Consider the following 26,300-nt stretch of genomic DNA (forward strand, 5'->3'; position numbering starts at 1 on the left):
ACCGACTAGGGAGGCAGCACAATGAAAGCAATTGTTTCAGGAGGTGCAGGATTTATCGGTGCTCATCTCGTGGATGCGTTGATTAACCGCGGTGATGAGGTTCACATTATTGATAATCTGCACTCAGGCCACCTTGAAGCCCTCCATCCGCGTGCCACGGTGCATGTAATGGACGGTTCGAGTCCGGAGATTAAGGATCTGATTGTTCGGATCAAACCTGATGTCGTCTTCCATTTAGCAGATCATCCAGAAACAGCAGCAGCCTCCTCCGCACCGTCACTGAATTCCGGTTCCGCCATTACAATTGACGGTACGATCCATTTGTTGGAGGGCTGCCGCCTTGCCCGAGTCAATAAGGTCATTTTCGCGTCAACCGCTGCTGTATATGGTGACCCTCGGACTGATCTGATCGCAGAGAAGGATCCCCCGAGACCAACAACCAAGTATGGATGGGCAAAATTAGCAGAAGAGTCTTACATCCGTCTTTTTAATCGTATCGAACAGCTTCCTTACACCATTCTCAGATATGCCAGTGTATTTGGTCCAAGACAGCACACACAAAAAACAGACGGCGTGATTTCCTCCTTTATAAATCAGATAAAGAAAGGGGAACCGTTAACCGTATTTGGAGATGGAACGCAAAGCCGTGACTTTATTTATGTAAAGGATATCGTTCGCGCAAATTTGGCTGCAGTCAATCATGGTGACGGGGAGGTTATTCATATCAGTACCTCACTGACAACGACCATCAACCAGCTCATTGAAATGCTTGAGCAAATCCATGGATCACGATTAAACATCATTTATACAGATCCAAACCCGGCAGACGTCCGCCACATTGCACTGGATAATACCAAAGCAAAGCAGCTGCTCCATTTCTCGCCAATCTACTCGTTAATGGATGGCTTGAGAAAAACGTACGCAGCAGAAGTCCTAAATAAAGATCGGTTTGGCTAAATCTTCAGATCTCGCAACACATCTTTCGGTGCTGAATCGTCGCTTCGGTTACTCGCTTACCGCGGGCGCACCGCGAGCTCCTCAGACAGGCAGGAATCTGCGGGATCTCGCTGGCACGCATCAACAACGCGCGATCCCGCTGGCGCCAGAGCGCCTCCGCTTTGATTCTCGGTCAAGACACAGCTCTATTGGCTTGAAGACGGGACAAAATCATAAACTTTATCCTGTTAGAAAACTTGGCTTTGCCAAGCCTCTGGCGAAGGCAAAGTCGCCGCCCGCGACGGCCATGGACGGCCTAGTGTTCGGTGAGCCGCAGGACGCGGCGTTCTACCGAACCACTTACACTCGTTTCCTTAAATCTTTGATTTTCTATCCTTTCTTACCAGTGTAAAAAATGAATCTGCCGGAAATACGCGGCAGATCCATTTTTTATTCGTCCGTCCTTGGACAGATTAATCCTTAACTTCCTTATACTTATTACTTAAAACATCTAACTGCATAACTTTCCCTGAATTTTTATAGTATCGAAAAAAACCGATGGACGGTGCCGTATCAGAATCTGCGGCGCTGTCGTTTTTGTGGTTCTCTCTCAATTCCATTGAGTAGTACGCACCGTCATCGCGCGTATCGATATACACCTTATTCGGTGAATAACCGGCCGCTTGAATGACCGCCAGCTCCGCCTCTTTCTGTTGTGCTTGAACCTCCGTTGTGCTGCTTGACGAACGGCTTGCCTTACTTCCTGAACTGCTTGGAGCAGCTGATGGCGGCGCTGTTTCATCCGAATAATTCACTGCACTTGACGAGGACTCCTCAGAGAATGCTTCGGATGATGACATACTTGAAGAAGCGGCTGACGCTGTCGTCACACTTCCTTCACGCATCGTTACCACTTGTTTTTTCAGAGCGATGGCATCTTTTTTAAGCACTGCAGAACCTTTTTCTTGGTTAATGACTAAGTTCAACAATTTTTTAGTTTGCGCCGGCTGATTGATCGAACGCTTTGCATGAATAAAGTTGTTGGTCTGTGCTAAAAGAAGCGTTGCCTGATGATCTTTTTCTTTGTGCGTTAAAGCTTTCTTAAAAGCACTTGCCGCAGCATCATAATCCTTAGAAACCAAGGCAGCCTGTCCTTTTTCCATCTCTTGGTCATAAGCCTTGTCCTCTTGATTTGCGCATCCACCTAGGACAAGAACTACGATTATGAATAATGCTAGTAGTGTCTTCTTCATGGGTTGCCTCCCGTTTCACATGATGTTGTGCTCTTTTAATCTTAACATCTTTTTTTATTTTTTGATCCATTTTCCCAAAGGATTGACGCAATTGATGCGCTTTAGGCACTGATTCCCGCTTCGATGCGTACACTGTTACGATCTTTGAACGAAAGGGACTGAAGACCATGCAACGTGATGAATCACCCTATTACGGCTCAATGACTCAGTGTCACGAGGTACCGATCACCTTCCCGGCACAGCACCAAGATCAGCAGCCAGGTCTGGAGTATTTGATGAATCCCAAACCAATCTATGATAACCCAAGCTATATCGGTACAGGAAAATTAAAAGACAGGGTTGCCATCGTCACTGGCGGCGACAGTGGCATCGGTCGGGCTGTTGCCGTTGCCTTCGCCAAGGAAGGTGCGGATCTGGTCATTGTCTCCATGAAGTCGGAAGAAGAAGATGCTCAGACTACGAAAACAGCCATTGAAAAGCTGGGCCGAAGCGCGCTGCTTCTGCCGATTGACTTGAGGCAGCGCGGCGCCGCAGATCAGATTGTGTCCCGCGCCTTGCAAAGCTATCGAAAAATAAACATTCTGATCAACAATGCCGGCGTTCAATTCCCACAACCATCACTGGAAGCAATCAGCGACAAACAGCTGGAAACTACTTTTGATGTGAATATCAAAGCGATGTTCCGGCTCTCACGGGCAGTGATCCCCCATTTGCAGCGCGGCGACAGTATTGTGAACACAACATCCATCCAAGCGTATCTTGCCAGCAGAAATCTGATTGATTACGCTTCGACAAAGGGGGCCATTGTCAGCTTTACACGAGCATTGGCACATAGTCTTGCAGGTCAAGGGATTCGTGTCAATGCGATTGCTCCCGGTCCAATCTGGACACCGCTCCAACCGGCCTCGTGGTCTGCCGATACGGTTCAGACGCTTGGCGCTGATACGCCAATGAAACGTGCTGGACAGCCTTATGAGCTCGCTCCTGCCTATGTCCTCCTCGCCTCTGACGATGGTTCCTATATCACCGGACAGGTCATTCATATCAATGGCGGACAAACGATGGCGTCTTAGATGCCGCTTTGGCTCGACAAGCTTCAGCGACTCGCCATCAAAAAGCGTCTCAAAGTCGAACACGGACTTTTGAGACGCTCATTTTATACGTTTTTTACTTTTATACTAGCCTTTAGCCGCATACCTCTTGAGCAGCGGAGAAAACAATGCCCAGCTTTTCCCAGCGGGCTTCTTCCGCAGAGGACGGTCCCGTTTCACGATCATAACGTACTTCGTTCATTCAGGCAACCTTAAGTGAAGCTGTTTCTCATTGTTTATAGTCTTCCGCCAGCTTTTCGAAAGCTGCAAGCGAGCGTTCAACTTTTTCTGTTGGAATACAGTAGGCCATGCGGAAGTAGCCTGGGCATCCGAAGCTGTCTGCCGGAACAAGGATCAGATCATACTTTAACGCGCGTTTAGAGAAGGCGACGGCGTCCTCTTCCAATGCCTTCGGAAAAATATAGAACGTCCCGCCCGGTTTGACGCAAGAAAAGCCGAGCTTGGTCAAGCCGTCATACAAGATGTCTTTATTTTTTTCGTAGACCGACAAATCTGATGTTTGATCAATGACTTCAGCAACGGCAAGCTGAATGATCGACGGCGGGCAGTTATGACCGATGCCACGCGATATTTGTCCGCACATGTTCACGATCAGTTCGGCGTCAGGGCAATTCGGATTCACCGCAACGTAGCCAATCCGTTCGCCGGGAAGCGACAGCGACTTGCTGAATGAATAGCAGGTTAGCGTGTTCGCGTAGTACGTTGCGACATAAGGCGCATCGACATGGTTGAAAACAATTTCACGGTACGGTTCATCCGAAATCAAATAAATGTCATGACCGAATTCTTCTTGTTTCTGAGTCAGAATCGATGCGAGCTTTTTAATGGTTTCCGTAGAGTAGACCGCACCGGATGGGTTATTCGGCGTGTTGATCAGTACTGCGGAAACTTTTGGCGACAGCATTTCCTCGAATGCATCAAAGTTAATCTGAAACGTTTCCGTATTCGGCGGAACAACCTTCAGTTCAGCATCGAGACCGTGCACATAAGGGGTATACTCCGGGAAGAACGGTGCGAAGGTTAACACTTCATCGCCCGCAGCCACAACTGAGCGCAGTGCATGTGCCAAGGCACCTGCTGCACCGGAAGTCATAAAGATATGTTCTTTCTTATAATTTAAACCAAATCGTCTGGAAAGCGACGCAGCCACTTTTTCACGAACCGAGGTGATGCCAAGGCTTGGGCTGTATCCGTGTACCGCCATTGGATTATCGCTTGAGGCCAGCTTGACCAGCTGATCCGTAAATTCCTGAGGTACGGGCACAGACGGATTGCCCAGACTGTAATCGAAGATATTCTCTGCGCATATCTGTTTTGCCCGTTCTGTTGCATATTCCGAAAGCTCGCGAATAACTGATTTCTGACCGAGCATTTGTTTATATTTTTCCGCAATCATGGTATACTCCCTCTCTCTTTGGCTACCCGTCTCTGACGATCAAGCCTGTCTTTTCTCACATGCACTGCTATTATACCCGATCTTGTCCACTGATTGCTATGCGCTCGTATGATTTCTTGTGTCCATTCACCGATTGAGCAACCGGCAATGGGGGTGTTTTGTCTTTTTTTATTTCCCTTATGTTAATCTAAAAGATGGGGTGAAAAAGATGAAGTTTTGGACAAATGGGACTTTTTATACAATGAGAAAACCTGGAGAAACCATCCATTGCGTGCTCACAGAACATGGAAAAATTGTCGCAACCGGTCACGAAGCTGAAGCGCAGGTTCGGGGAAGAGCTGTTGACGTCATGGACCTTAAAGGCAGGACGATTTTTCCCGGTTTTATCGACAGCCATCTGCATTTGATCTGGTATGGACAAGCCTTGGATCGACTCAATCTTTCAAAGGCTACAACCAAAAAAGCATGTCTCGAAGCTATTGCCGCGCGTGCCGAAATATTGAAGGATGGCGACTGGCTGTTTGTCGAAGGCTATGACGACAATCGTTTAACCGACAGCAACCGACTTTTGACGTGCCGCGATCTCGATGCGATCAGCCGCACGCATCCGATCCTGGTCCGGCGCATCGATTACCACACCGTCAGCATCAATACGCCGTTCATTCACGCAATTGGACTCAAACGCAATCAAGTCTTTGACGGAGGCGGAATGATTGACTTAGATGATGATGGTTTCCCGACCGGGGTTTTGCGCGATGAGGCATCGACACTCGCCATAGAGCGATTCCCAAAAGAGTCTCAGGCAGAACTGGCGCGGCTAATCCGGATCGCCGTCAACGATTTATGGAAAAAAGGGATTGTTGGTGCACACTCAGAGGACCTTCATTACTTCAATGGGCTTGTTGGGACCGTCCGAGCGTATCGGCAGACACTAAACGAACCCTTCCCGTTTCGCGCGCATCTGCTCGTTCATCACCGTGAACTGGATGCTTACTTACGCGCGCCCCGCACCGTTACCTCGCCCGACGAATTTGTGACACTCGGCGCAGTGAAGATTTTCTATGATGGTACGGTTGGCTCACATACCGCCTTCATGACCCAACCGTATGCCGGGGAGCCGAATAATTACGGGCTGCAGTTTCATCGCGCGGAAGCCTTTGAGCAGATCGTGCAGCAAGCACGACTCGCGCAGCTTCCGGTGGCAGTTCATATCATTGGCGATCGCGCTTTTGCCGACGTGGTTCACGTACTCAAGAAATTCCCGCCGCAGCCGGGTCAGCTTGATCGCATGATTCATACGCCGTGGCTGCGCAGCGATATGCTTGATGCGGCAAAAGGCATGCCGCTGATTTTTGACATTCAGCCGCAATTCATGAGCAGCGACATGCCTTGGGCACTGGATGTCCTTGGTTCGGACTTTCCGCCGCTTGCCTTCGCCTGGAAATCGATCAAGGAAAACGGCTTCCCGATAGCCGGTGGGAGTGATGCCCCAATCGAAGTCCCTAACCCGTTTCTGGCCATCCATGCTGCCGTTACACGGACTTGCAATTCAGATGTGAACGGCAAGCGTTATTTTCCTGAAGAAGCGCTGAGTATTTTTGATGCGCTGTCGCTTTATACTTCAGGCAGTGCGGCAGCGGCTGGTCAGAGCGGTTCATGCGGGACGATTGCACCCGGCAAGTTTGCCGATTTCACGGTACTCGATCAAGATCCCTTTACCGTTGATCCTGCAGATCTGCGTGCGCTGACCATTCGAAAAACCATCGTTAACGAGCAGATTGTCTATGAGCGGTGAGATGACAACTCGTTTTTAACTTTGGGCCACTCCTTTAACTTTTCTAACGCGATGGAGTCGGACGCATTGACGGATATGAAGCAGGGACGTTTCCTGCTTCCGAAAAGTATATACACAATTGGCCAAGATTGATTGCGCGGATGCGCGTCATACGGTTGCTTAGCTAGGGACGCACGTCCCGACATCGCACCAAGAATCAGCACACGTGCACCTTCTTCAATGACTTTCGGCATCGATCGGTTGCTTCACCGCTGTATAGCCTCCTTGTTACGCTTTTCTTTCTTCGTTTGTTCTGATAAAACAGCCATACGCGAACGGTGCGGATGGCTGTTTCCGATTGGACTTCTTTTGCTTCTCTCCGGGTTTCGCACGCATCTTCCATTACATGGTAAGCGACGTTTGAACCTCTGCTTTATCATCTTTTTGATAATCACTTCTATAGATCACGCGTCCAATCATACAGCCGGGGCCGATTTTCACGCGATCGCCGCGAACAACGTTTGCTTCAGTATCTTCGAGATAAATATCATCGCCTTCGATCGTATCCACGATCAACCTTCTTTTACCCATAGCGCTCAACAGTGAAGCAAACAACGCAGTTGCTGCTGTCTGACGGCGGACCGTTAACCGCAAGCTCCTCACTCTCTAAATCTTTTTCAACGACCAGCATTCCGGAACTACTTATAGAGTCGCCGTGCATCGCACCAAACACCTTGGTCTGGCCGTCACTTTGAATGCGTTCTCCATGAACATCGCCCTTCACCTTACATGAACCGTTAATGATCATCGATTCGGCGCTCAGCTGTTGCACCGATTTCCCGCACCTTATTGATCGTATTAAATTTCAGTACCATATCAATTGTGTCGCAATTGAGCAAACCCGCTACCTGAATACCGCCGCGCATACCCAATGCCTCAAGCGATACATCGCCGGAAACGCTGAGCATACCATGTACTTTCATCGACTCACCGGTGACGTTCTGCGCAATCGTCAGTTCCCCGTAAACCACGGACTGCTGCAACGCACAATGACCTTGCACCTGCGTTTGTCCCAATCAGCCGGGCCTGCTTGGCTGCCAAACTGCCGCCGATAGCGACTTCACCCATATTTTTAAATGTCGTACAGGACAGGTCGCCGGAAATGGAGCATTCACCCATCACCTTGCATGAGTCCGCTTCCACCGATCCCGTTATCGTACATTCACCCATCGTTCGCACTTTATCGAATTGCCCGCCGTTCGATTGCGTTTCGCCCATTATTTTCAAGTCTTTTCCTGTCGCTTGACTCATTTTACCCGCCCTCTCGACTGATTTCTCTCGCGTTTATCGATTCGATTCGTTTTTTTAATTTCTCAATATTCGAGGAGATTGACTGTTTCTTAATGACGTGCACTCCTTGATCAAAGAAAATCGAAACTTCATCTGCAGCAATCAAAACCACAGAAACACCCATTTTCCGGATATAATATAAATAACTATTTTTATCGTAAAGTCTGCTGCTGTTCTCCTGCATAACATTGAGTAGATCGCTGGCTTCCGAACGATTCATTTGCCCCTCGCTCAGCATTTGGTCAAGCAGAAACATGGCCAGTAAATCGATAAACGGATATTCGCTCTGATTCGGTCGTTGCTTCTTGAAAAGATTCAGGGCTGTTGTTGAAACAATGTTTTGATCAAGCATCTGTTCTTCAGATAAAAAGATTTTTGTCACCGACCGCGGCGAAAAATGCTCTGCCAGTTCATCAAGCGACAACGTATCCTTCATCTCCGATATCACATGAACCCGATTTAAGATTTTCTTTTCTGGGAAAAAGGTTTCTTGCCCGGTATAAGTTGCTTTTCGAATAAACCAGTTTTCCGGAATCAAATTTTTCCGCTTCCAACGATAGAGCTGACCATACGAAATGCCCGTTCGCTCAAGCAGCTCTTTTTTTGTAATTAATGGTTCATCCACACGCGATCCTCCCTCACGTCTTTTCACACGCCAACCATAACATAACACTGTTACGTTGTAAATGGCGTTTTTTCATACACTTTCCTTTTTTTTGATTTGTTATACTATATAAATCCCCCGATTAAACATCGGGCGGAACCCATCATAAGAGAGAACGACAACAGGGAGGAAATGAAGTGGAAAATCAGCATCTTGAGCGAAAGCTGAAAAACAGACATATTCAGCTGATCGCAATTGGCGGAGCCATTGGCACCGGATTATTTCTTGGATCCGGAAAAGCGATTCATTTAGCTGGTCCGTCGATTATTTTTGCCTATCTCATCATTGGTATTGCTCTGTTTTTTGTTATGCGTGCACTTGGTGAGCTGCTCTTATCAAATTCCGGCTATGCATCATTCACCGATTTTACCTCGGAATACCTTGGCCCATGGGCTGGTTTTGTCACCGGATGGACCTACTGGTTTTGCTGGATCATGACCGCCATGGCCGACATCACCGCCGTAGGCAAGTACATGCAGTTTTGGTTTCAGGTTCCGCAATGGATTCCTGCCTTCCTCTGCCTGATCGTTTTAACGATTTTAAATTTGCTTACGGTAAAAATGTTCGGTGAAATTGAATTCTGGTTCGCCATCATAAAAGTTGTTACCATCGTTGCTTTGATTATCCTCGGATTAATTTTAATTGTTATCGGTTTTAAAACAGATTATGGACAAGCTTCCGTCCAAAATTTATGGGCGTACGGCGGCTTATTCCCGCATGGCATCGATGGCTTTTTCCTTGGCTTTCAAATGGCTGTCTTCTCATTTGTCGGGATTGAACTGGTCGGTGTGACCGCTGCTGAAACGGCGGATCCCGAGAAAAATATTCCACGCGCGATCAACAGCCTGCCCGTACGTGTTCTGCTGTTTTATATTGGCGCACTATTTGTCATTCTCTGCATCATTCCTTGGATAAAACTTCATGCAGAGCACAGCCCCTTTGTCACGGTATTTACACTCGTCGGCATCCCCGCCGCTGCCGGAATCATTAATTTTGTCGTGCTGACCTCGGCAGCTTCCGCATGCAACAGTGGGCTGTTCTCGACCAGTCGTATGCTCTTTTCTCTCGGGCGTGACGGCAATGCACCGAAAAGCTTCGCACGCTTAGGGAAAAGTGCCGTGCCAAGCGCAGCATTAATCTGCTCAACATTGGCACTGTTTGCAGGCGTTATCCTTAACTATTTCCTGCCCGACATTGTGTTCACGCTCGTTACAAGCATCAGCGCCATTTGTTTCATCTGGGTATGGGGCGTCATTTTAGTCGCGCATATTATCTATTTAAAAAAGCGCCCGGATCTTGCTGCCGCATCCAAATTCAAGGCACCGCTCGCTCCATTAATTAATTGGATCGTCCTTGCCTTTTTCATCTTTCTTCTTGTGCTCATTGGCATGGCTGCCGACACACGCATCGCTCTTTTTGTGACACCGGTATGGTTCTTGCTTCTGTTTATTGCCTATAGCCTGCATCGCAAAAAACGGCAAAGTCAGCGATAATACTCGCTACGCCGAGCCGCAGAAAACTTTTTTGAAATAAAAGTTTGTCTCAGATGAAAATTTATTTTTTAATCAACAAATCAGTTATACTAATTGTAATCGTGTATGATGTGGTCTTGAGGAGGATGTCGATTTGCCGGAAAAACCAAAACTGGAGGATGTCGCCAAACTTGCGGGTGTATCACCGACAACCGTATCACGCGTACTGAACAACCGAGGCGCGATCAGTGAACGGACACGGCGCAATGTGAACAATGCTATTCAACAATTAAACTATCATCCCAATGAAATCGCACGCTCTTTATTTGGCAGCAAGACGCATTTTATCGGACTAATTTTTCCATCCACCGGGCATCCTTTTTTCGGAGAGTTGATCTTTCAGATTGAAAATATCCTTTCTGAAAAACACTACAAGGTACTGATCTGCAATACCATGGATCAAACGGAAAAAGAGCGCAGCTACTTGGACATGCTTCTGTCCAATCAAGTTGATGGAATGATCGTTGGTGCGCACAATATCGGGATTGATATTTATCAACGCGCAAAACTGCCGATTGTCGCTATCGACCGCAAAATGTCGGAAACGATCACCGTTGTCAGCAGCGATAACTATCAAGGCGGACGCATGGCCGCTGAAGAACTGCTTCGTCAAGGACGGAGCAAAATTATTCATGTGAACAGCATCCGTCAAAAGGAGGCGCCCTCGAGCTACTTGCGCCGAAAAGGGTACGAGGACGTAATGACCGAACACGGTCTTCCTTTCAAAACCTATGAAATCGAATCGCCTTTTGACCCTGAAGTCAAAAAACAGATTCTCTCGTCGCTATTGGATCAGGATCCAACGATCGACGGCATGTTTTTAAGTGATGATTTGACCGCCGCAATCGCGCTCAGCATGATTCGCAAAAGAAACAGAGACATCCAGATCGTCGGCTATGATGGGACGGAAATGGTAACGACCTGCCTCCCCGAGCTGACAACGATTGTTCAGCCGATCCGCGCCATGGCTCAGCTCGCTGTCGATCTTCTATTGAAAGAGATCAACAATGAATTTGACGGGATTAAAAAGAACTATATTTTACCGGTGACACTGCGACGGGGGACATAACCCCTCAGTCACTCCCACACCATTGTGAATGATGGCAAAACAAAACCGCTTTTTTGGGAATTCTCCCAAAAAGCGGTTTTTAATCTTTAGTAAATTTTCTGTATAATATCTATTTTCGCCCATCTATAATTTAGTTATACATTTTAGAAGGTGAGGTTTTCTTACATGAAGAAGTTGTCATTGCTCACATGCTTCCTACTCTTATTCACCATAATCAGCGCATGTTCTTCTGGAAACAGTACTAAGGACTCCGGAACATCTGCAAAAACAGATCAAAAACCCGTATACGGCGGCACGCTGACCATTGCCGACCTTAATGATGCAAAAGGGCTCGATCCACATAAAGAAACTAGTGCTCAATCCTTCCACTATATCGAAAATATGTATGATACCTTATTTCGCTATAAGGATGGGAAATACGGCATCATCGAAAAGGATCTCGTCAACGATTATACGATTTCCAAAGACGGCAAGACCTATACCCTTCATCTTCACGATAACGTTAAATTTCATAATGGTGATCCGTTAACTTCATCAGATGTGAAATACTCCATTGAGCGGATCATCAAAATGGGTGTTCGCGCACAACAATTTGATGCTGTGAAGTCCATCGACACGCCGGATAAGACAACGGTTGTCATTACTCTGAAACAAGCAGTTGCTCCGTTCCTGACGTTCTTAGCCAACCCAATGAACGCAATTGTTAACAAAACTATTGTTGAGAAAAATGGAGGCAAGTTGGATCAGGCTGATGCAGGAAGCGGACCTTTCACGCTTGTTTCTTGGAAGAAAGATCAGGAAATGGTCCTTAAAAAGAATAAATCCTACTTCAAAAAAGGACTTCCTTATCTAGATAAAGTTGTTTTTAAAGCCATCCCCGACAGCACCGCCCGTTCAACAGCCATTCGAAATAAGGAATTAAATATCGATCTGCAGCTCACCGCAAAAGATAAAATGCTGCTTGATCATGCATCCGGTGTCACGGTTAAGTCGGTGACCGGCACCTATTGGGAATACATTGGGCTTAATGTCACCAAAGGGCCGCTCAAGAAAAAAGAAGTCCGTGACGCGATTGCATGGGCCGTTGACCGCAATGCGCTGAATAAGCAAGTGAAATTCGGACAAGCAACACCACTGACGGGTGGACCAATCCCGCCCGGCCATGCCTATGACGCAAAGCTGGACACATTCAGCAAGCGCGATACAGCTAAAGCGAAGCAGCTGCTGGCTGATGCCGGCTATCCGGATGGGTTCTCAATTACACTTAAGGTCGGACAAAACCAGGATCAAGTGGATGCTGCTCAGGTTATTAAGGACCAGTTAAAAGCTGTCGGCATTAAAGTCAACATTGAGCAGCAAGAAGACAGTGTATTCTTTAATGCACTAGGCAAAAAGCAATTTGAAATGACGATTGTCGGCTGGGTCGGCTTCGTTGATCCGGACGAATTCTTCTACAATATTTTCCATACAGGCGGTGCCTACAACCAGCAAGGTTACACCAACAAAGAAGTTGACAAGCTGCTTGAAGAAGGCCGCGTCACCATGGATGAAGCAAAACGCAAACAGATCTATGACCATGCACAGAAATTGATTGTGGAAGATGCACCGATGGTATTCTTATATGCCAACAAACAATCAACAGCGATGACCGACACGGTTCATGGATTTGATGTAAACCCAACCGTCACAACGAAGTCTTTGGAGAGCACTTGGCTCAGCAAATAATCCTAAGTCTTATTGAGAAAAACCGGGCAAAAAGCGCCCGGTCCTTACTTCCGCAGGATGCGGTGGCTTTCGCGTTGCATACAGGACGTATACTCCCTTAGCGAAAGTTCATTTCTAGTTAGCAGAAGTTCCCTTACTTAGTGGACGTTCCTTTTGCTCCGTATGCGGTTTTAAGCCATCAAGTTTGTGCCTGACGGGCGCTTCGCTTGCTCGCTGCAAGCCTCCTTGGCCCTGCTAATAGACCTGCGTTTTTGATTCCTAGTTAGGACACTAGGTTATGGCGAATGATATACTTTTTTTCTTGCGAAAAAGACAAGACAGCCCTTGTCTTTTTCATTACATACTAATTTTGTAGGGGCGAGCTTATGGGTAAATACATTCTTCACCGATTAATAATCGCTGTACCTATACTTATCGGCATATCGATCTTAACGTTCTTCTTGATCCGGCTTGTTCCGGGAGACACGGTAACAGCCATTCTTGGAACCAATTACGACCCGAAACTTGCGCATAAACTGCGCAGCGAAATGGGACTGGATCAGCCGGTGATCCTTCAATATTTAATTTGGATTGGACACGTCTTTATGGGCGACTTCGGTACATCTTCATTTACGGGACAGCCGGTGCTTTCAGCCCTTATGGAACGGCTTCCGATCACGCTGGAGCTGGCACTGCTCAGCTTGGTTGTTGCCCTGATCATCGCGATCCCGCTAGGTGTGCTCGCCGCGTACAAACACGGCACCAGAGCCGATTATGCTTCGGGAACATTCGGCATGTTCGGGATCTCCGTTCCAAACTTTTGGCTGGGCACTTTGCTCATTCTCATCTTTTCACTGCACTTGCATCTGCTTCCTTCCGGCGGATACCAGCCGCTGAGCAAAGGTATCGGCGAAAATCTAAGATCATTGCTGATGCCGGTTATCGCGCTTGGCACAGCGGTTGCCGCCGTAACCATGCGTTCCACACGTTCAGCAATGCTTGATGTACTTAATGAGGACTACATCAAAATGGCAAAAGCGAAAGGTGCCAGCAATGCGAGAATCATATGGAAACATGGGCTTCGCAACGCATTGGTACCGGTTATGACTGTCGTCGGCATCCAGATCGGCTATCTGCTTGGCGGATCAGTAATCATTGAACAGGTGTTTGCACTTCCGGGCATGGGCCGGCTTGCACTGCAGGCCATTTCCAATCGTGACTACAGCCTGCTTCAAGGAACCATTCTGTTCGTTGCCGTAACCTTCATTATGATTAATCTGATCATTGATGTGATCTACGGATGGATCAATCCAAGCATTCGATATAAATAAATGCCTATGCAGCTCGCTTGAGTATCTTCTAGTGCGCACTTAGTAAGTAAAATGAGGTGATTCACGCATGTTAAAAGTCTGGAATCGTTATCGGCACAACCTTTTGGCAGTCAGCGGCCTCGTATTTATTCTTCTGCTGATCGTCATCGCCATCTTTGCAAGACAAATCGCACCGCACAATCCATATACAATGAGCACAGCGGCTCGGCTTACAGGTCCAAGCAGCTCGCATTGGTTCGGCACCGATCAATTCGGCAGAGATATTCTTAGCAGAATCATTTATGGTTCGCGCATTTCTCTTCAAGTCGGAATCATTGCCGTTGGGGTTTCCTTCATTGTCGGCACGGTTATGGGGGTAATCGCCGGATACAGTGGCGGTTGGGTCGATTCACTGATTTCAAGAATTACGGACGTTCTGTTTGCGCTTCCGGATATTCTTCTGGCGCTCGTGATCATGGCGATTCTCGGTCCGAGTCTAAACAATTTGATGCTGGCAATCGGCATTGTCTATACACCTATTTTCTCGCGTATCGCACGCGGTGCCGTATTAAATATCAGAGATTCCTTATATATTGAAGCCGCCTATTCAATGGGCGTTAAGAAGATTAAGATCTTATGGCATCATATTCTGCCGAATATCCTCTCGCCGCTGATCGTTCAAGTCACCCTTTCCTTTGCCTTCGCCATCCTATCGGAAGCTGCGCTAAGCTTCTTAGGCCTTGGCGTCTCGCCGGACACCCCTTCCTGGGGCATCATGCTCAGCAGCGCAAAAGATTGGATGGAACTTGCATGGTGGACGGCTGTATTCCCGGGGATCGCAATCACGCTTGCGGTGTTCAGTTTCAATAGTGTCGGAGACGGATTGCGCGATGCACTTGATCCAAGAACCGGCACAGGCAACTAATCGATGGGAGGAGAACACGATGAATGACGACCTGCTTCTTGATGTTCGGCATCTCAAAGCATATTTTAGATCAAAACAACGTACCGTGAAGGCGGTCGATGATCTGTCCTTCACTTTAAAAAAAGGCGAAATTCTCGGCCTTGTTGGTGAATCCGGATGCGGAAAAAGCACAACGACAAAGGCACTGCTCCGCTTAATCGGTAATCAAAAAAAGGAGTACCTTGAAGGAGAAGCTTTCTTCGAGGGTGAGGATCTGATCAAAAAAAGCGACAAACAAATGCAGAAGATCCGTGGCAACAAAATTGGCTTTATTGCACAGAATCCAATGTCTTCGCTCAATCCTGTCTTTACCATCGGCAATCAGATCGCGGAAGTCCCGCAGATGCATCAGCGCGCAGCAAAAAATAAAGCCTGGTCGATCGCCTTAAAGATGCTGCAAAAAGTAGGGATTTCCGATCACGAAACCCGTGCCAAACAATATGCACATCAATTCAGTGGAGGTATGAAGCAGCGCGCAGTTATCGCCATGGCGCTTGCTGGAAATCCATCATTGCTTATTGCCGATGAACCGACAACTGCGCTTGATGTCACGATACAAGCACAAATTCTTGACCTGATGGTTAAGCTCAGAGACGAGACGCAAGCAGGGGTTTTGCTCATCACCCATGATTTAGGCGTTGTCGCAGAAGTATGCGACCGCGTCGCCGTCATGTACGCCGGGAAGATCGTTGAGCAGGCACCGGTTGACGAACTGTTTCATCATCCGCAGCATCCATACACGAAAGGATTGCTGGCATCGATGCCGAAAATCGGCTCAAGAAAAAAACTGATACCGATCAGCGGCCATCCGCCAAATCTCTATGAAATGCATGGCGGCTGCCTGTTTCAAGAGCGATGCCCCTTCGCTTTTGACCGCTGCAAAAATGTCGAACCGCCGCTGCATAAAATCGCAGAAAATCATCAGTCTGCTTGTCATTTATCAAGTGAGAGGATGAATTCCTTTTGAACCGTGACTATAAACCATTCATTCGTGTCGATCATCTAAAAAAATATTTTCCAGTTGCTAAAAACTGGCGTGGAAAAAACAGCCAATACGTAAAAGCCGTCGATGATGTCTCTTTTTCAATCGATGAAGGTGAAACACTTGGCCTTGTTGGCGAATCCGGATGTGGAAAATCAACAACCGGCCGACTGCTGCTGCACTTGCTGGCGCCGACATCCGGATCACTCTTTTTTGACGGTCAGGACTTAACGCAGCTGTCGAAGCAGGCGCTGTGGCAAAAACGCCGGGAGATGCAATTCATCTTCCAAGACCCGTACGCCGCGCTTAATCCGAGAATGACCATTCAAGACAGTCTTCATGAGCCGCTAAAAGCTTACGGCGAAGATAAGCGGACGCGCAGCGAAACAATCAAAACGCTTATCGATGCGGTTGGGATCCCGTCCCAGTACTTGAATCGCTATCCGCATGAATTCTCCGGAGGGCAGTTACAGCGGATCGGCATTGCGCGTTCACTCGCATTGAAACCTAAATTTGTGGTCGCCGACGAGCCCGTGGCTGCACTTGATATGAGTATTCAGGCGCAGATTCTCAATCTAATGAAGGAGCTTCAGCACGCTTTCAATTATACGTATCTCTTCATCTCTCATGATTTGAGTGTGATCGATTATATGAGTGACCGCATCGGCGTCATGTATCTTGGAAAAATGGTAGAATTAACAGATCGGGATGCATTGTATCAAGAACCCCTGCACCCTTATACCCAGGCCCTGCTCTCGGCAATTCCGATTGCAGAACCAAAACGATCCAAGAAGAAAATCATGCTCAAGGGCGAAATTCCAAGTCCTGTCCATCCTCCGTCCGGATGCCATTTCCGAACGCGATGCCCGTTCGCCAAAGCGATTTGTGCAGAAAAAGAACCGGAGTGGGTTGAAATGAAAAAAGGTCACTATGTCGCATGTCACGTTGTTCAGGAGGCGCACCAATGACTTATTCAATTGTCGCCAAATGTAAAGAAACCGGATATTTTGGTGCAGCGGTAACCTCATGTTTTCCAGGTATCGGCGCCTACTCCCCGACCATTAAAGCCAATATCGGGATTATCGCTTCCCAGGGATGGGTCAACCCCACTTTGGGGCCAATTGGAATCAAATACCTGGAAGCGGGCAAAACAGCCAATGAAACGTTAAATACGCTGCTCATGAAAGATCCGGGCCGAGAATTGCGTCAATTAATCGTCATGGATCATTTTGGAAACAGTGCCGTTTATACCGGTGTTGAAAATGATGATGCCAAAGGGCATATTATCGGCGATCAATTTGCCGTTCAAGGCAATATTCTGACCAGTCTGGATGTACTCTATGCCGTAGCGGAAACCTTTGAACGAACCAACGGACCAATACAGGAACGTCTGCTTGCAGCGATGCTTGCAGGCGACAAGGTCGGCGGAGACGCGCGCGGAAAACAAGCGGCTGCAATCAAAGTGGTGGCTGAGGAGGGGTTTCCCTTTGTCGACTTTCGTGTCGATGATTCAGCTGAGCCCATTCAGGAATTGAACGCCATTTACAAGAATAATAAGCATGTGCTCATCGATGAATACTATGAGTGGATCGATGCAGTCCGGGCAGGAGTAAAACTTCAGGATCGCCAAGCAGCGATGAAAAAAGAAAGAGGATAATCCTTTGACGATCAGAACCCGCAACCAGAAACAACCGGATAACCGTCATTTTGTCGCAGCAACGCTTCACAATTGGTGCAGTCGTTTTGCGCTGACCCATCTCTCATTGTGGGAACGGGTCGGAGACAGAAAGCACTGCATCTGGGCCTTCCCTCAGCAGGACTATATCGCCAAATTGCCAAAGGCAGCGGACTGCGTTTCTGTAGCGGATCATTTTTTGCTTGTCTTCGATACGGAAAAAACGGCCGTTTTTCGTGACTATTTGCAGCAGTGCCGTACATTTCTGCCTGTATGCTTTGAAGCGGCATTAGCCTTAGAGAAGCGCAGCGTTGAAGAAAAGCTTTGGCTCGGTCTGAGCGGGGAGGTATTAAATGACGTTGACGACTCCTTTTACACAAAATTGCTGGACACGCTGATTACAGGTCTCCCTGGTGCCGAGGCCGGCTTATTGCTACTGAATAACGAGCGGACAAGCAAACTGGTCATTGAGTCCGGCATCGGATTCGATCATGAATATTATCAACGCATTCAGCTCTCATCCGATGAGTCGCTCGCCGGCACCGCCTTTTCTAAACAAGAATTGCTGGTTTATAACACGAAAACAGCTCTTCAACAAGCCATGGCATCCCTGTCGCCGAAAAACCGGGACTATCTGATTCAGGCAGCACAGTGGAAGCGGATGCCCAGCACGGCGCTTGCTTTTCCAATTATCAACAACCAGCAATCCTTTGGTGTTGTTGTTTTGTTTGGTTTCAGCGACGGCTCCTGTTTTTCACCGGAAATCGTTGATACACTGCAGAACGTTCTAAACTATATTTCATTATTATACGGTCGTTATAAGAACCAGCGCGAAGCGAAAAAGACGAAGCGTGAACTGGATATCACCTATCGCGCGCTTCGCACCGAGCACTCGCAGCTGCGAAAAACGCTCGACTTATATAACATTCTGACTGCATTGAGTCGTAATAACAAAGGCATCAATGAAATCATGAGCGCGATGTACAGCACCGCACATACGCCAATTGTCTATTATGATGAACTGCTCTTTCCTATTGCCTCCTGCGGAACCAGTGAGCAGCACGTACTGCCGGACCATTTTTTAAAAACACGTGAAGCACGTTATTCCGTACGCGTGAAAAAATGGCAGCTGCTCAAACTGACAGAGGATGAACTTTTGTTAATCATCCCCGTAGTCGGTGCTGAACGCGTGATCGGATTTCTCTGTGCCTGGATCAATAAAAATACGTTCAACGACAGTGACCGGACCTTGCTTGAGTACAGCGCCTCATTTCTTGGACTTGAGTCCATGAAACGGCAGGCTGTTGAGCAGACAAAGCGACAGCTGTTCGGTGATATCTTTGATCAGGTGCTGAGTAATACTTTTAACGAGAACATGCTTCAGCAGGCAAAAAATCTAGATCTGAATGAGAAGGATCTTTACACCGTGCTCATCTGCGAGTACACGCATGCGGCAACTCCGGGAATTCAGGAGCAATTTGCCAGTGAAGCCTGCATGAAGTGGCTGGAACAAGCACTCAAGGAAGTGACGATTAAAGGCTTGGTTGCCCACAGAAGAGGAGCCATTGTCGCCTTTTTATCCTTCCCATCTGATGCTGAGAAACGAACCATTGATTCGAAACTGACGCGCTTCAGCACCCGCATTAATCAATTTCCGGGGGCGATCAAAGTAGGCATCGGCCGTTTGGAGGAGGGATTTATTCGAATTAATCAATCCTACAACGACGCCCGGCAATGCATCCGATTGCTCAAAAAGAAAAAAAGCGGCAAAGTGTACCGTTTTTCCAGCGGCGGGATTGATCATTTGCTCATGAATCATGACCCGGATGAGCTGAAGCTTTTTGTTGAGGATCATCTCGGTTTGCTGCTGGAGTATGATGCACGTAAGCATAAGGAACTCTTAAAAACACTCCTCGTCTATTTGGAGCATAATCGTAATCTGCAGAAAACAACCGAGGCATTGATGATCCATCACAATACACTGTATTACCGGATCAATCAGATTGAAGCCATTTTATCGGTTAAACTTTCTCATAGCGAAGACTGGATGAACCTCGCCATGGCATGTCGCATCTATCAATTTTTACAAGGTTGAGCACGCAGCTTTCGCAAGCAGCCGCGTGCTTTTTGTCAGCGTCTCTTTTCCTGAAGCGCCATCAACCTGCGCCGCAGCTTCGGATCGCTGGCATACAGATACAGCCCATAAACGCCGCGCGTCATCAATACATTAATCGCGTTCAGGATGATCTGCTCTTTAATCGCATCGACATGAGCGAGATCATCGCGTTTGACGAACGCCGCACCATCCTGGTAGTTTTCGGGACGAATCACAAGCTGATCGTTCGGCTCATCATAGGTAACGGTTGGACCGAGAATGACACCGGCATAATTCAAGTCAAAGCCTTGAATCGTATACACCGATCCAACTTCATCAATTGTGTCGGCACGCTCAGCCCACGCCTGCTTCTCGGTCGGTTTCGAGCGGTCCCAGCGCACATGGAAATTCGGCTCATCAATAAAATAGTCCTTGCCGTCGAGTGCATAAGGATAATCATATGTTGCAAGTAAACGAGACAAATGATCGCGACTGTTGCGCGCTTTGATCACTTGGAAAAGTTCTCCCGCATCATCGAAGATGCGAAAATCAAAGGCTTGCTTGTGCGGCAGCGGCAGCACATGCTTATGGATGAAGGCATTGATCCATTCCGAAACATCCGCAGCAGCACGCACCCGAAACTGATCGGTTAAATGAAAGGTTTCGCTTGGGATGCCGTCCATAAACCGTTTAACAGCCATGGGATTCCAATAGCTTTTAAATTTCAGTACCTGTTTTTCATCAAAGACGATCACAACCACTCGGCTGCATTTCAAGATTTCCTCAAGCTGGTTGTCCTGATTGAAGCGATTGTAGCGGTCACTTTTGCTTAGCAGCAGATGTGCCTCATCGACAAAGACAATGTCCGCGCGTGCTCCGCGTTTGTGCATGAGGTTAATGAACGAGGTGGGACGAATAAAGTCCTTTTTGCGCACATGCGGCAGTTCTTCAGCAATCTCTTTGTACAGTTTAATCATTTCCGCATGATTGACAATCAGGTAATTCTCCGTATGCGCCAGCGGATCATCTGCAGCACCGCTGCGTGACGCGCTTTGAATCGTGTTAAAGACGGAACTGAGCACAACACTCTTTCCTGTGCCCGCATCGCCCTGAATGACGAACAGTGCCGGATCGGAAGTTTGCACGTGGACCCGGCAAAAAGCTTCAATGCTTTGCTTCAGCTTTTTTTGCTGCTCCGACAACTTTTTGAATGGTGAGAGCTTGAACACTGCCTGATTATGGTCATGTTGAACGCGACTCGCTTGCTGCATTTTAAAGCACTTCCTTTTTCCCTTTATCTTCCAGTGTAGCGGATTCAATCGCAGAAAAAAGAGCGGTTAAAAACCCGCTCATCGTGCACCTTGTTTAAAAAGCGCCAAGTACTCCCCATAGCCTTCCTTTTCCAAATCTTCTTTCGGAATAAAACGCAGTGCTGCTGAATTGATGCAGAACCGCGTTCCGGTCGGTTCAGTGAAAACATGGCCGAGATGCGCATCGCCCAGCTTGCTGCGTACCTCGGTGCGGGACATACCCAATGTATTGTCCGGATGCGTCACTATCCGATAGGTGCTGATTGGCCGCGTGAAACTCGGCCAGCCGCAGCCCGCATCGTATTGATTGGTCGTCGAAAACAACGGTTCACCGGAGACCAGATCGACATAAATCCCGGGTCTACTGTTGTCCCAATATGCGTTTTGAAATGGCGGCTCCGTACCGCTTTTCTGCGTCACCTCATACTGGATCGGTGTCATCTGCTCTTTTAACTGCTTATGGTTTTTCTTTGTTCCCCAATGTTCCGCGATAAAATCATCCCGACCGGAGCCCCGGCGATAGCGCCGATAGCTGCCCGGATCTTTTCGATAATAGTTTTGGTGCGACTCCTCTGCCGGATAGAATGGACCTGCCGCGACAATCTCAGTCACAATCGGCTCACGAAAACGTCCACTTTGCTCCAGTTCTTTTTTTGACGCTTCTGCAAGATGTTTCTGCTCGGCATTATGATAAAAGATGGCCGTTCGGTACTGATCGCCGCGATCATGGAACTGCCCTTGACGATCGGTCGGATCAATCTGCTGCCAGTACCGTTCCAATAACTTGCGATACGGATACACCTCAGGATCGAACGTAATTTGCACCGCTTCTGCATGTCCCGTTGTTCCGGAGCAGACCTCACGATAGCTTGGGTTTTCCGTATGGCCGCCGGTGTAGCCCGAGCGCACCTTGATAATGCCCGGTTCTTGATCAAAGGGCTGAACCATGCACCAAAAACAACCACCGGCAAATGTTGCCTTTTGCGTTCGCGTCACATCGATCCCCCCTGCCCCATCGCTATAATAGGTGAAATCGGTTACTTTTAAGTTCATTATAGCATGACCTAAAGAAGGTCCCGTGATTCAAAGTTTCCCTGCTGCTCGATTGCGGCCTTATCGCGATATTCCAATCTCGCTAGCAAATACCGGTCTCATCCATTTTTTGACGCAGGGCAAAATCATATGCTTTTCATTTGCTTTTACGGCTTCAGTTTCATTTTCTTGTTCGGGGTAAAGTTCAGTGCTTTGCTTGTTGATACGCGCGTTTCCTTTGGCACAAAGCCATGAACACGGGTCAGCGGGAATACCCACGTATATGGTCCGATGCATGTTCCCGGAAGTGTCGCCGAGTTGGCGCCAATTCGACTGAAGTCGCCGAGCACGCAACCGAAGAAATCAGTGTCAAATTTGGTATAGGTGTCGCCGACTTTGACGCCGATGATGCCTTGATCGAAGCGGCGATTAGCAATAATCGTACCGGAACCGACACGTGCACCTTGACCAAGCACCGAATCGCCTGCAAACGTGAAGCTCTGCACCTTCGCGCCGTTTCCGACAATCGCATGTTTCACTTCACAGCCGTGACCGATCACGCAGTTATTGCCGATAACCGTGTAGGGACGAATCAACGCGCCGGACTGAATCGTCACGTTTTCACCAATGATCACCGGGCCCTCAATCGTCACTTGCGAATGAATCTGCGTGCCCTTTCCGATCAAATAGTTGCCGTGCAGATAACTGCCCTCGGCTAAAGTGCCTTCATTGACTTGCAGCTTCTTTTCTTCAACCCGTTCGTCAACAATCTGTGTTGCTTTTTGCAAAGCTTCCCAAGGGTACTCAACCCCTTCAAAAACTTCAGGAACAGCAAAGCTTTCCGTATTCTCAAAGAAATAGCTTAGTTTCAGTTCTTCAACACTCACTGAAATAACCTCCAATACGCATTCATCGTTAATGTAACAGTGTACGATCAAACGATACGTTCACCAAACAATCATTCGTCCCATTCACACCGTTTGTTTCCATAAATCTCATTAAGAGAAGCGGCAAATGAATCGTTTACTTCTTCCTATTATATTTGTCTTTGATTTGATGTTCCAGTCAAAAATCAAATCAACCACGAGTAGAAAAGTTCCGTTCTTTCCGCTTCATTGTGAAAAATTTTTTTAGAAAATAAAGGAATTATCAAGAGTGTTGGGGAAAAAGAAATAGAGAGCGCTTGTTGAAACGAACGGCAAACATTTTTGAAATCGTTTTTCTCCTACTTGAACGCGTCGTTCTGCTTTTCATCAATGCCGACTCATTTTTTTCGTCCATTTAACAAACACTCTAAATAATTAAGGGTGGCGCATCAGCAGCATTGCATCTTGCAAGAGAAAGGAACGTTGCAGCATGAATCAATCAACTGAAAAAGCAAGCGACTATTCTTCAAAAGCATACTTCGATTTATTGGATAAATACTGGCGAGCGGCCAATTACCTGTCTGTGGGTCAAATCTATTTGAAAGACAACCCATTGCTGGATCGTCCGCTTAAAGCGAGCGATGTCAAAGTGCATCCGATCGGTCATTGGGGAACGATTTCCGGACAAAATTTTATCTATGCTCATTTGAACCGTATTATTAACAAATATGACGTCACCATGTTCTATATCGAAGGACCGGGACATGGTGGCCAAGTGATGGTATCGAATAGTTATCTCGATGGAAGCTACACCGAAATTTACCCGGACATCACGCAGGATAAAGCAGGCATGCAAAAGTTGTTCAAACAGTTCTCCTGGCCTGGCGGCGTGGCCTCACACGCAGCCCCGATTACGCCCGGATCGCTTCACGAAGGCGGCGAACTGGGCTATTCGATTTCCCATGGTGTCGGGGCCATTCTCGATAATCCGGATCAAATTGCCGCAGTTGTTGTCGGCGATGGAGAGGCTGAAACCGGACCGCTTGCCGCTTCCTGGCAGTCCAACCATTTTATCAATCCGATTCATGACGGTGCCGTTCTGCCGATCGTTTACATTAACGGTTATAAATTGAGCAACCCAACCTTGTTCTCGCGTACGTCCGATCAAGATTTGCAGCACTATTTTGAAGGACTCGGCTGGGATCCGCTGTTTGTTTCCGGAAATGATCCGCAAGAGGTTCATCCGAAAATGGCAAGCGCGCTCGATCAAGCGATTGAAAAAATTCAAGCGATTCAAAAGCAAGCACGTGAAAACGATGATCCAACCATGCCGCATTGGCCGGTCGTTATTTTCCGCAGCCCCAAAGGATGGACCGGACCAAAAACATGGGAAGGGAAACCAGTTGAAGACTCGTTCCGGTCGCATCAGATTCCAATTCCGGTCGATCAAAACCATCTGGAGCATAGCGATGAATTGGTTCGCTGGCTCAAGTCCTATAAGCCGGAAGAACTGTTCAATGCGGACGGATCATTACAATCCGAGATCGCTCAAGTCATTCCTAAGGGCACCAAAAGAATGGCCGTGAATCCAATCACAAACGGCGGCGTAGATCCGCGCGAACTGCGTTTACCTGACTATCGCAGCTATGCGACAGACACGAAAGTACGTGGCAGACAGCTGGCACAAGACATGATCATCTTTGGCGAATACGCCCGCGATTTGATTAAGCTGAATCCAACAAATTTCCGTATTTTTGGTCCGGATGAAACGGCATCAAACCGCTTGGGCGCGGTTTTTGAAGCCACAAGCCGGCAATGGCTCGGCGAGGTCGACGAACCGCGTGATGAATTCGTCGCACCCGCCGGCCGCGTCCTCGATGCACAGCTTTCCGAGCATCAGGCAGAGGGATGGCTTGAAGGCTATACATTAACCGGCAGACACGGATTTTTTGCCAGCTATGAAGCGTTTCTCAGAATCGTTGACTCGATGCTGACACAGCATTTCAAATGGCTACGCAAAGCAAGTGAACTCGCATGGAGAAGTTCCTATCCTTCTTTAAACGTGATTGCATCATCGACCGTTTTCCAGCAGGACCATAACGGCTATACGCATCAAGATCCCGGCATGCTGACGCATCTCGCTGAGAAGAAACCTGCGTTTATCCGTGAATATCTTCCGGCGGATGCCAATACCTTGCTTGCCGTTGCAAATAAGATTTTCAAAAGCCGTAATAAAATCAATCTAGTGGTTACATCCAAACACCCACGCCCGCAATGGTTTTCAATCGAAGAAGCTTCGGAACTTGTTGCGAATGGACTTGGAATGATTGACTGGGCAAGTACCGATCAAGGCTTGGAACCAGACCTTGTCATTGCCAGCGCCGGAACCGAACCCACGCTTGAGTCGCTCGCCGCGCTTCAGCTCTTGCATGACGCGTTTCCGGAAATGAAGATTCGCTTTGTCAATGTCGTTGATCTGCTCAAACTCAGAAGTCCAAAGAAAAGTGCACGCGGTCTTTCTGATGAAGCCTTCGACCATTATTTCACCAAAGACAAGCCGATTCTCTTTGCCTTCCACGGCTACGAAGACCTTATCGAAAGCTTGTTCTTTGGTCGTCATAATAACAAGTTAACGGTTCACGGCTATCGTGAAGACGGCGATATCACCACGCCATTTGACATGCGCGTCTTAAACCATCTCGACCGGTTCCATCTCGCTAAGACCGCCGTCATGATTCAACCGGCTTATGAGGAAAAACGCGATGCATTTATCGCAGAAATGGATCGAATGATTGCCAAGCATCACCGATTCATTCGCGATGAAGGACAAGATCTCCCGGAAGTTTCCAATTGGCAGTGGACACCGCTGCACTGAAATTGCGTTAAATACGTTAAATCCCCCTTGCCGTTCCGGTCAGGGGGATTTGTTTTTTTAACCTCATTTTTTAAGTGCTTTTTTGCCAATAGCAACCCGGCGAGAATGATTCGCTCCGGTCGCAGCACCAAAGTATAGCTGACGACTGCCTGGGCAAGATAATAGGCTTCAAGCGCCCACCGAATAACATACGTGCCCCTCCTAAAGGATTGAAATTTAAATTGCATTGTATTCATTTAAAGCCATTTATGTATGGTAACGACTTATCCAATGTTTCAAATCAGTGCATGCTCTTTCACCGTTTCATCAGCCAAACGCCGCCGCACACACCGTGATTGCTTGACTCTCGGATTCTATAATATAATGAAATCATTACTTACATCATCACAAGTTACCTTTAA

Annotated in this window: 23 protein-coding genes; 13 read left to right on the top strand and 10 right to left on the bottom strand. The window is 47.7% G+C overall.

What is annotated here, in order from left to right; genetic code table 11:
* Nucleotides 1-21 precede the first annotated feature (21 nt).
* Nucleotides 22-957, top strand: a complete 936-nt coding sequence (locus tag K7399_RS12760; RefSeq protein ID WP_028977132.1) for an NAD-dependent epimerase/dehydratase family protein — start codon at nt 22-24, stop codon at nt 955-957.
* 452 nt (nt 958-1,409) lie between these two features.
* Here K7399_RS12760 and K7399_RS12765 read toward each other — a convergent pair whose 3' ends face one another.
* Nucleotides 1,410-2,189, bottom strand: a complete 780-nt coding sequence (locus K7399_RS12765; protein WP_028977134.1) for an outer membrane protein assembly factor BamD — start codon at nt 2,187-2,189, stop codon at nt 1,410-1,412.
* A gap of 167 nt (nt 2,190-2,356) precedes the next feature.
* On the opposite strand from K7399_RS12765, the gene K7399_RS12770 reads away from it, so the two are divergent.
* A complete protein-coding gene (locus K7399_RS12770; protein WP_028977135.1) occupies nt 2,357-3,262 on the top strand; it encodes an SDR family oxidoreductase in 906 nt (301 codons plus the stop codon).
* A 247-nt stretch (nt 3,263-3,509) separates the two neighbouring features.
* On the opposite strand, the gene K7399_RS12775 is transcribed toward K7399_RS12770, so the two are convergent.
* Entirely contained in the window at nt 3,510-4,697 is a 1,188-nt protein-coding gene (locus K7399_RS12775) for a pyridoxal phosphate-dependent aminotransferase (protein ID WP_028977136.1), read from the bottom strand.
* 208 nt (nt 4,698-4,905) lie between these two features.
* Here K7399_RS12775 and K7399_RS12780 point away from each other — a divergent pair, with 208 nt between their 5' ends.
* Nucleotides 4,906-6,492, top strand: coding sequence for an amidohydrolase (locus K7399_RS12780; RefSeq protein ID WP_028977137.1), 1,587 nt, complete (start codon nt 4,906-4,908; stop codon nt 6,490-6,492).
* A 381-nt stretch (nt 6,493-6,873) separates the two neighbouring features.
* Here the strand turns inward: K7399_RS12780 and K7399_RS12785 are convergent, their stop codons facing one another.
* The 5 genes from K7399_RS12785 to K7399_RS12805 are packed head-to-tail and all read right to left on the bottom strand — an operon-like array spanning nt 6,874 to nt 8,446.
* On the bottom strand, nt 6,874-7,041 hold the full coding sequence (locus K7399_RS12785; protein ID WP_160168717.1) for a hypothetical protein: 168 nt from the start codon (nt 7,039-7,041) through the stop codon (nt 6,874-6,876).
* A gap of 13 nt (nt 7,042-7,054) precedes the next feature.
* The gene (locus K7399_RS12790; protein ID WP_128167233.1) at nt 7,055-7,303 is read right to left on the bottom strand and encodes a hypothetical protein; all 249 of its coding nucleotides are present in this window, start codon (nt 7,301-7,303) and stop codon (nt 7,055-7,057) included.
* Complete coding sequence (locus tag K7399_RS12795; RefSeq protein WP_160168718.1) at nt 7,269-7,454, bottom strand: hypothetical protein; 186 nt, start codon at nt 7,452-7,454, stop codon at nt 7,269-7,271. Before K7399_RS12795 ends, K7399_RS12790 begins: the two co-directional genes overlap by 35 nt.
* 4 nt (nt 7,455-7,458) lie before the next feature.
* Nucleotides 7,459-7,782 (bottom strand): hypothetical protein, encoded by a 324-nt coding sequence (locus K7399_RS12800; protein ID WP_028977140.1) that lies wholly within the window; start codon nt 7,780-7,782, stop codon nt 7,459-7,461.
* A 1-nt stretch (nt 7,783) separates the two neighbouring features.
* Nucleotides 7,784-8,446: a YhbD family protein gene (locus K7399_RS12805; RefSeq protein ID WP_028977141.1), complete on the bottom strand. Its 663-nt coding sequence runs from the start codon at nt 8,444-8,446 to the stop codon at nt 7,784-7,786.
* A gap of 176 nt (nt 8,447-8,622) precedes the next feature.
* Here K7399_RS12805 and K7399_RS12810 point away from each other — a divergent pair, with 176 nt between their 5' ends.
* The 9 genes from K7399_RS12810 to K7399_RS12850 all read left to right on the top strand — a co-directional run bounded on the left by K7399_RS12810 (nt 8,623) and on the right by K7399_RS12850 (nt 19,816).
* The gene (locus K7399_RS12810; RefSeq protein WP_028977142.1) at nt 8,623-9,978 is read left to right on the top strand and encodes an amino acid permease; all 1,356 of its coding nucleotides are present in this window, start codon (nt 8,623-8,625) and stop codon (nt 9,976-9,978) included.
* Between the two features lie 133 nt (nt 9,979-10,111).
* Nucleotides 10,112-11,086 carry a LacI family DNA-binding transcriptional regulator gene (locus tag K7399_RS12815; RefSeq protein ID WP_028977143.1) on the top strand — a complete coding sequence of 325 codons (975 nt, stop codon included), beginning with the start codon at nt 10,112-10,114 and terminating at the stop codon, nt 11,084-11,086.
* Between the two features lie 165 nt (nt 11,087-11,251).
* Nucleotides 11,252-12,811, top strand: a complete 1,560-nt coding sequence (locus K7399_RS12820; protein ID WP_028977144.1) for an ABC transporter substrate-binding protein — start codon at nt 11,252-11,254, stop codon at nt 12,809-12,811.
* A gap of 365 nt (nt 12,812-13,176) precedes the next feature.
* On the top strand, nt 13,177-14,121 hold the full coding sequence (locus tag K7399_RS12825; protein WP_028977145.1) for an ABC transporter permease: 945 nt from the start codon (nt 13,177-13,179) through the stop codon (nt 14,119-14,121).
* A 67-nt stretch (nt 14,122-14,188) separates the two neighbouring features.
* The gene (locus K7399_RS12830) at nt 14,189-15,025 is read left to right on the top strand and encodes an ABC transporter permease (protein ID WP_037563439.1); all 837 of its coding nucleotides are present in this window, start codon (nt 14,189-14,191) and stop codon (nt 15,023-15,025) included.
* A 19-nt stretch (nt 15,026-15,044) separates the two neighbouring features.
* Nucleotides 15,045-16,031, top strand: a complete 987-nt coding sequence (locus K7399_RS12835; RefSeq protein ID WP_028977146.1) for an ABC transporter ATP-binding protein — start codon at nt 15,045-15,047, stop codon at nt 16,029-16,031.
* Entirely contained in the window at nt 16,028-17,014 is a 987-nt protein-coding gene (locus tag K7399_RS12840; RefSeq protein ID WP_028977147.1) for an ABC transporter ATP-binding protein, read from the top strand. The genes K7399_RS12835 and K7399_RS12840 overlap by 4 nt, the downstream gene beginning before the upstream one ends.
* Nucleotides 17,011-17,703, top strand: coding sequence for a DUF1028 domain-containing protein (locus K7399_RS12845; protein WP_037563441.1), 693 nt, complete (start codon nt 17,011-17,013; stop codon nt 17,701-17,703). The genes K7399_RS12840 and K7399_RS12845 overlap by 4 nt, the downstream gene beginning before the upstream one ends.
* 4 nt (nt 17,704-17,707) lie before the next feature.
* Nucleotides 17,708-19,816: a helix-turn-helix domain-containing protein gene (locus K7399_RS12850; RefSeq protein WP_028977148.1), complete on the top strand. Its 2,109-nt coding sequence runs from the start codon at nt 17,708-17,710 to the stop codon at nt 19,814-19,816.
* Between the two features lie 35 nt (nt 19,817-19,851).
* Here K7399_RS12850 and K7399_RS12855 read toward each other — a convergent pair whose 3' ends face one another.
* The 3 genes from K7399_RS12855 to K7399_RS12865 form a co-directional block, all read right to left on the bottom strand.
* On the bottom strand, nt 19,852-21,087 hold the full coding sequence (locus tag K7399_RS12855) for a DUF2075 domain-containing protein (protein WP_128167236.1): 1,236 nt from the start codon (nt 21,085-21,087) through the stop codon (nt 19,852-19,854).
* A 78-nt stretch (nt 21,088-21,165) separates the two neighbouring features.
* Nucleotides 21,166-22,179, bottom strand: coding sequence for a peptide-methionine (S)-S-oxide reductase MsrA (msrA, locus tag K7399_RS12860; RefSeq protein ID WP_223362343.1), 1,014 nt, complete (start codon nt 22,177-22,179; stop codon nt 21,166-21,168).
* Nucleotides 22,180-22,325: 146 nt separating this feature from the next.
* The gene (locus K7399_RS12865) at nt 22,326-23,045 is read right to left on the bottom strand and encodes an LbetaH domain-containing protein (protein ID WP_010023575.1); all 720 of its coding nucleotides are present in this window, start codon (nt 23,043-23,045) and stop codon (nt 22,326-22,328) included.
* Between the two features lie 469 nt (nt 23,046-23,514).
* Between K7399_RS12865 and K7399_RS12870 the strand changes: the two genes are divergently transcribed.
* A complete protein-coding gene (locus K7399_RS12870) occupies nt 23,515-25,899 on the top strand; it encodes a phosphoketolase family protein (protein WP_128167238.1) in 2,385 nt (794 codons plus the stop codon).
* Nucleotides 25,900-26,300: the final 401 nt, after the last annotated feature.

Source organism: Sporolactobacillus terrae, from assembly GCF_019930545.1.
Taxonomy (GTDB): domain Bacteria; phylum Bacillota; class Bacilli; order Bacillales; family Sporolactobacillaceae; genus Sporolactobacillus; species Sporolactobacillus terrae.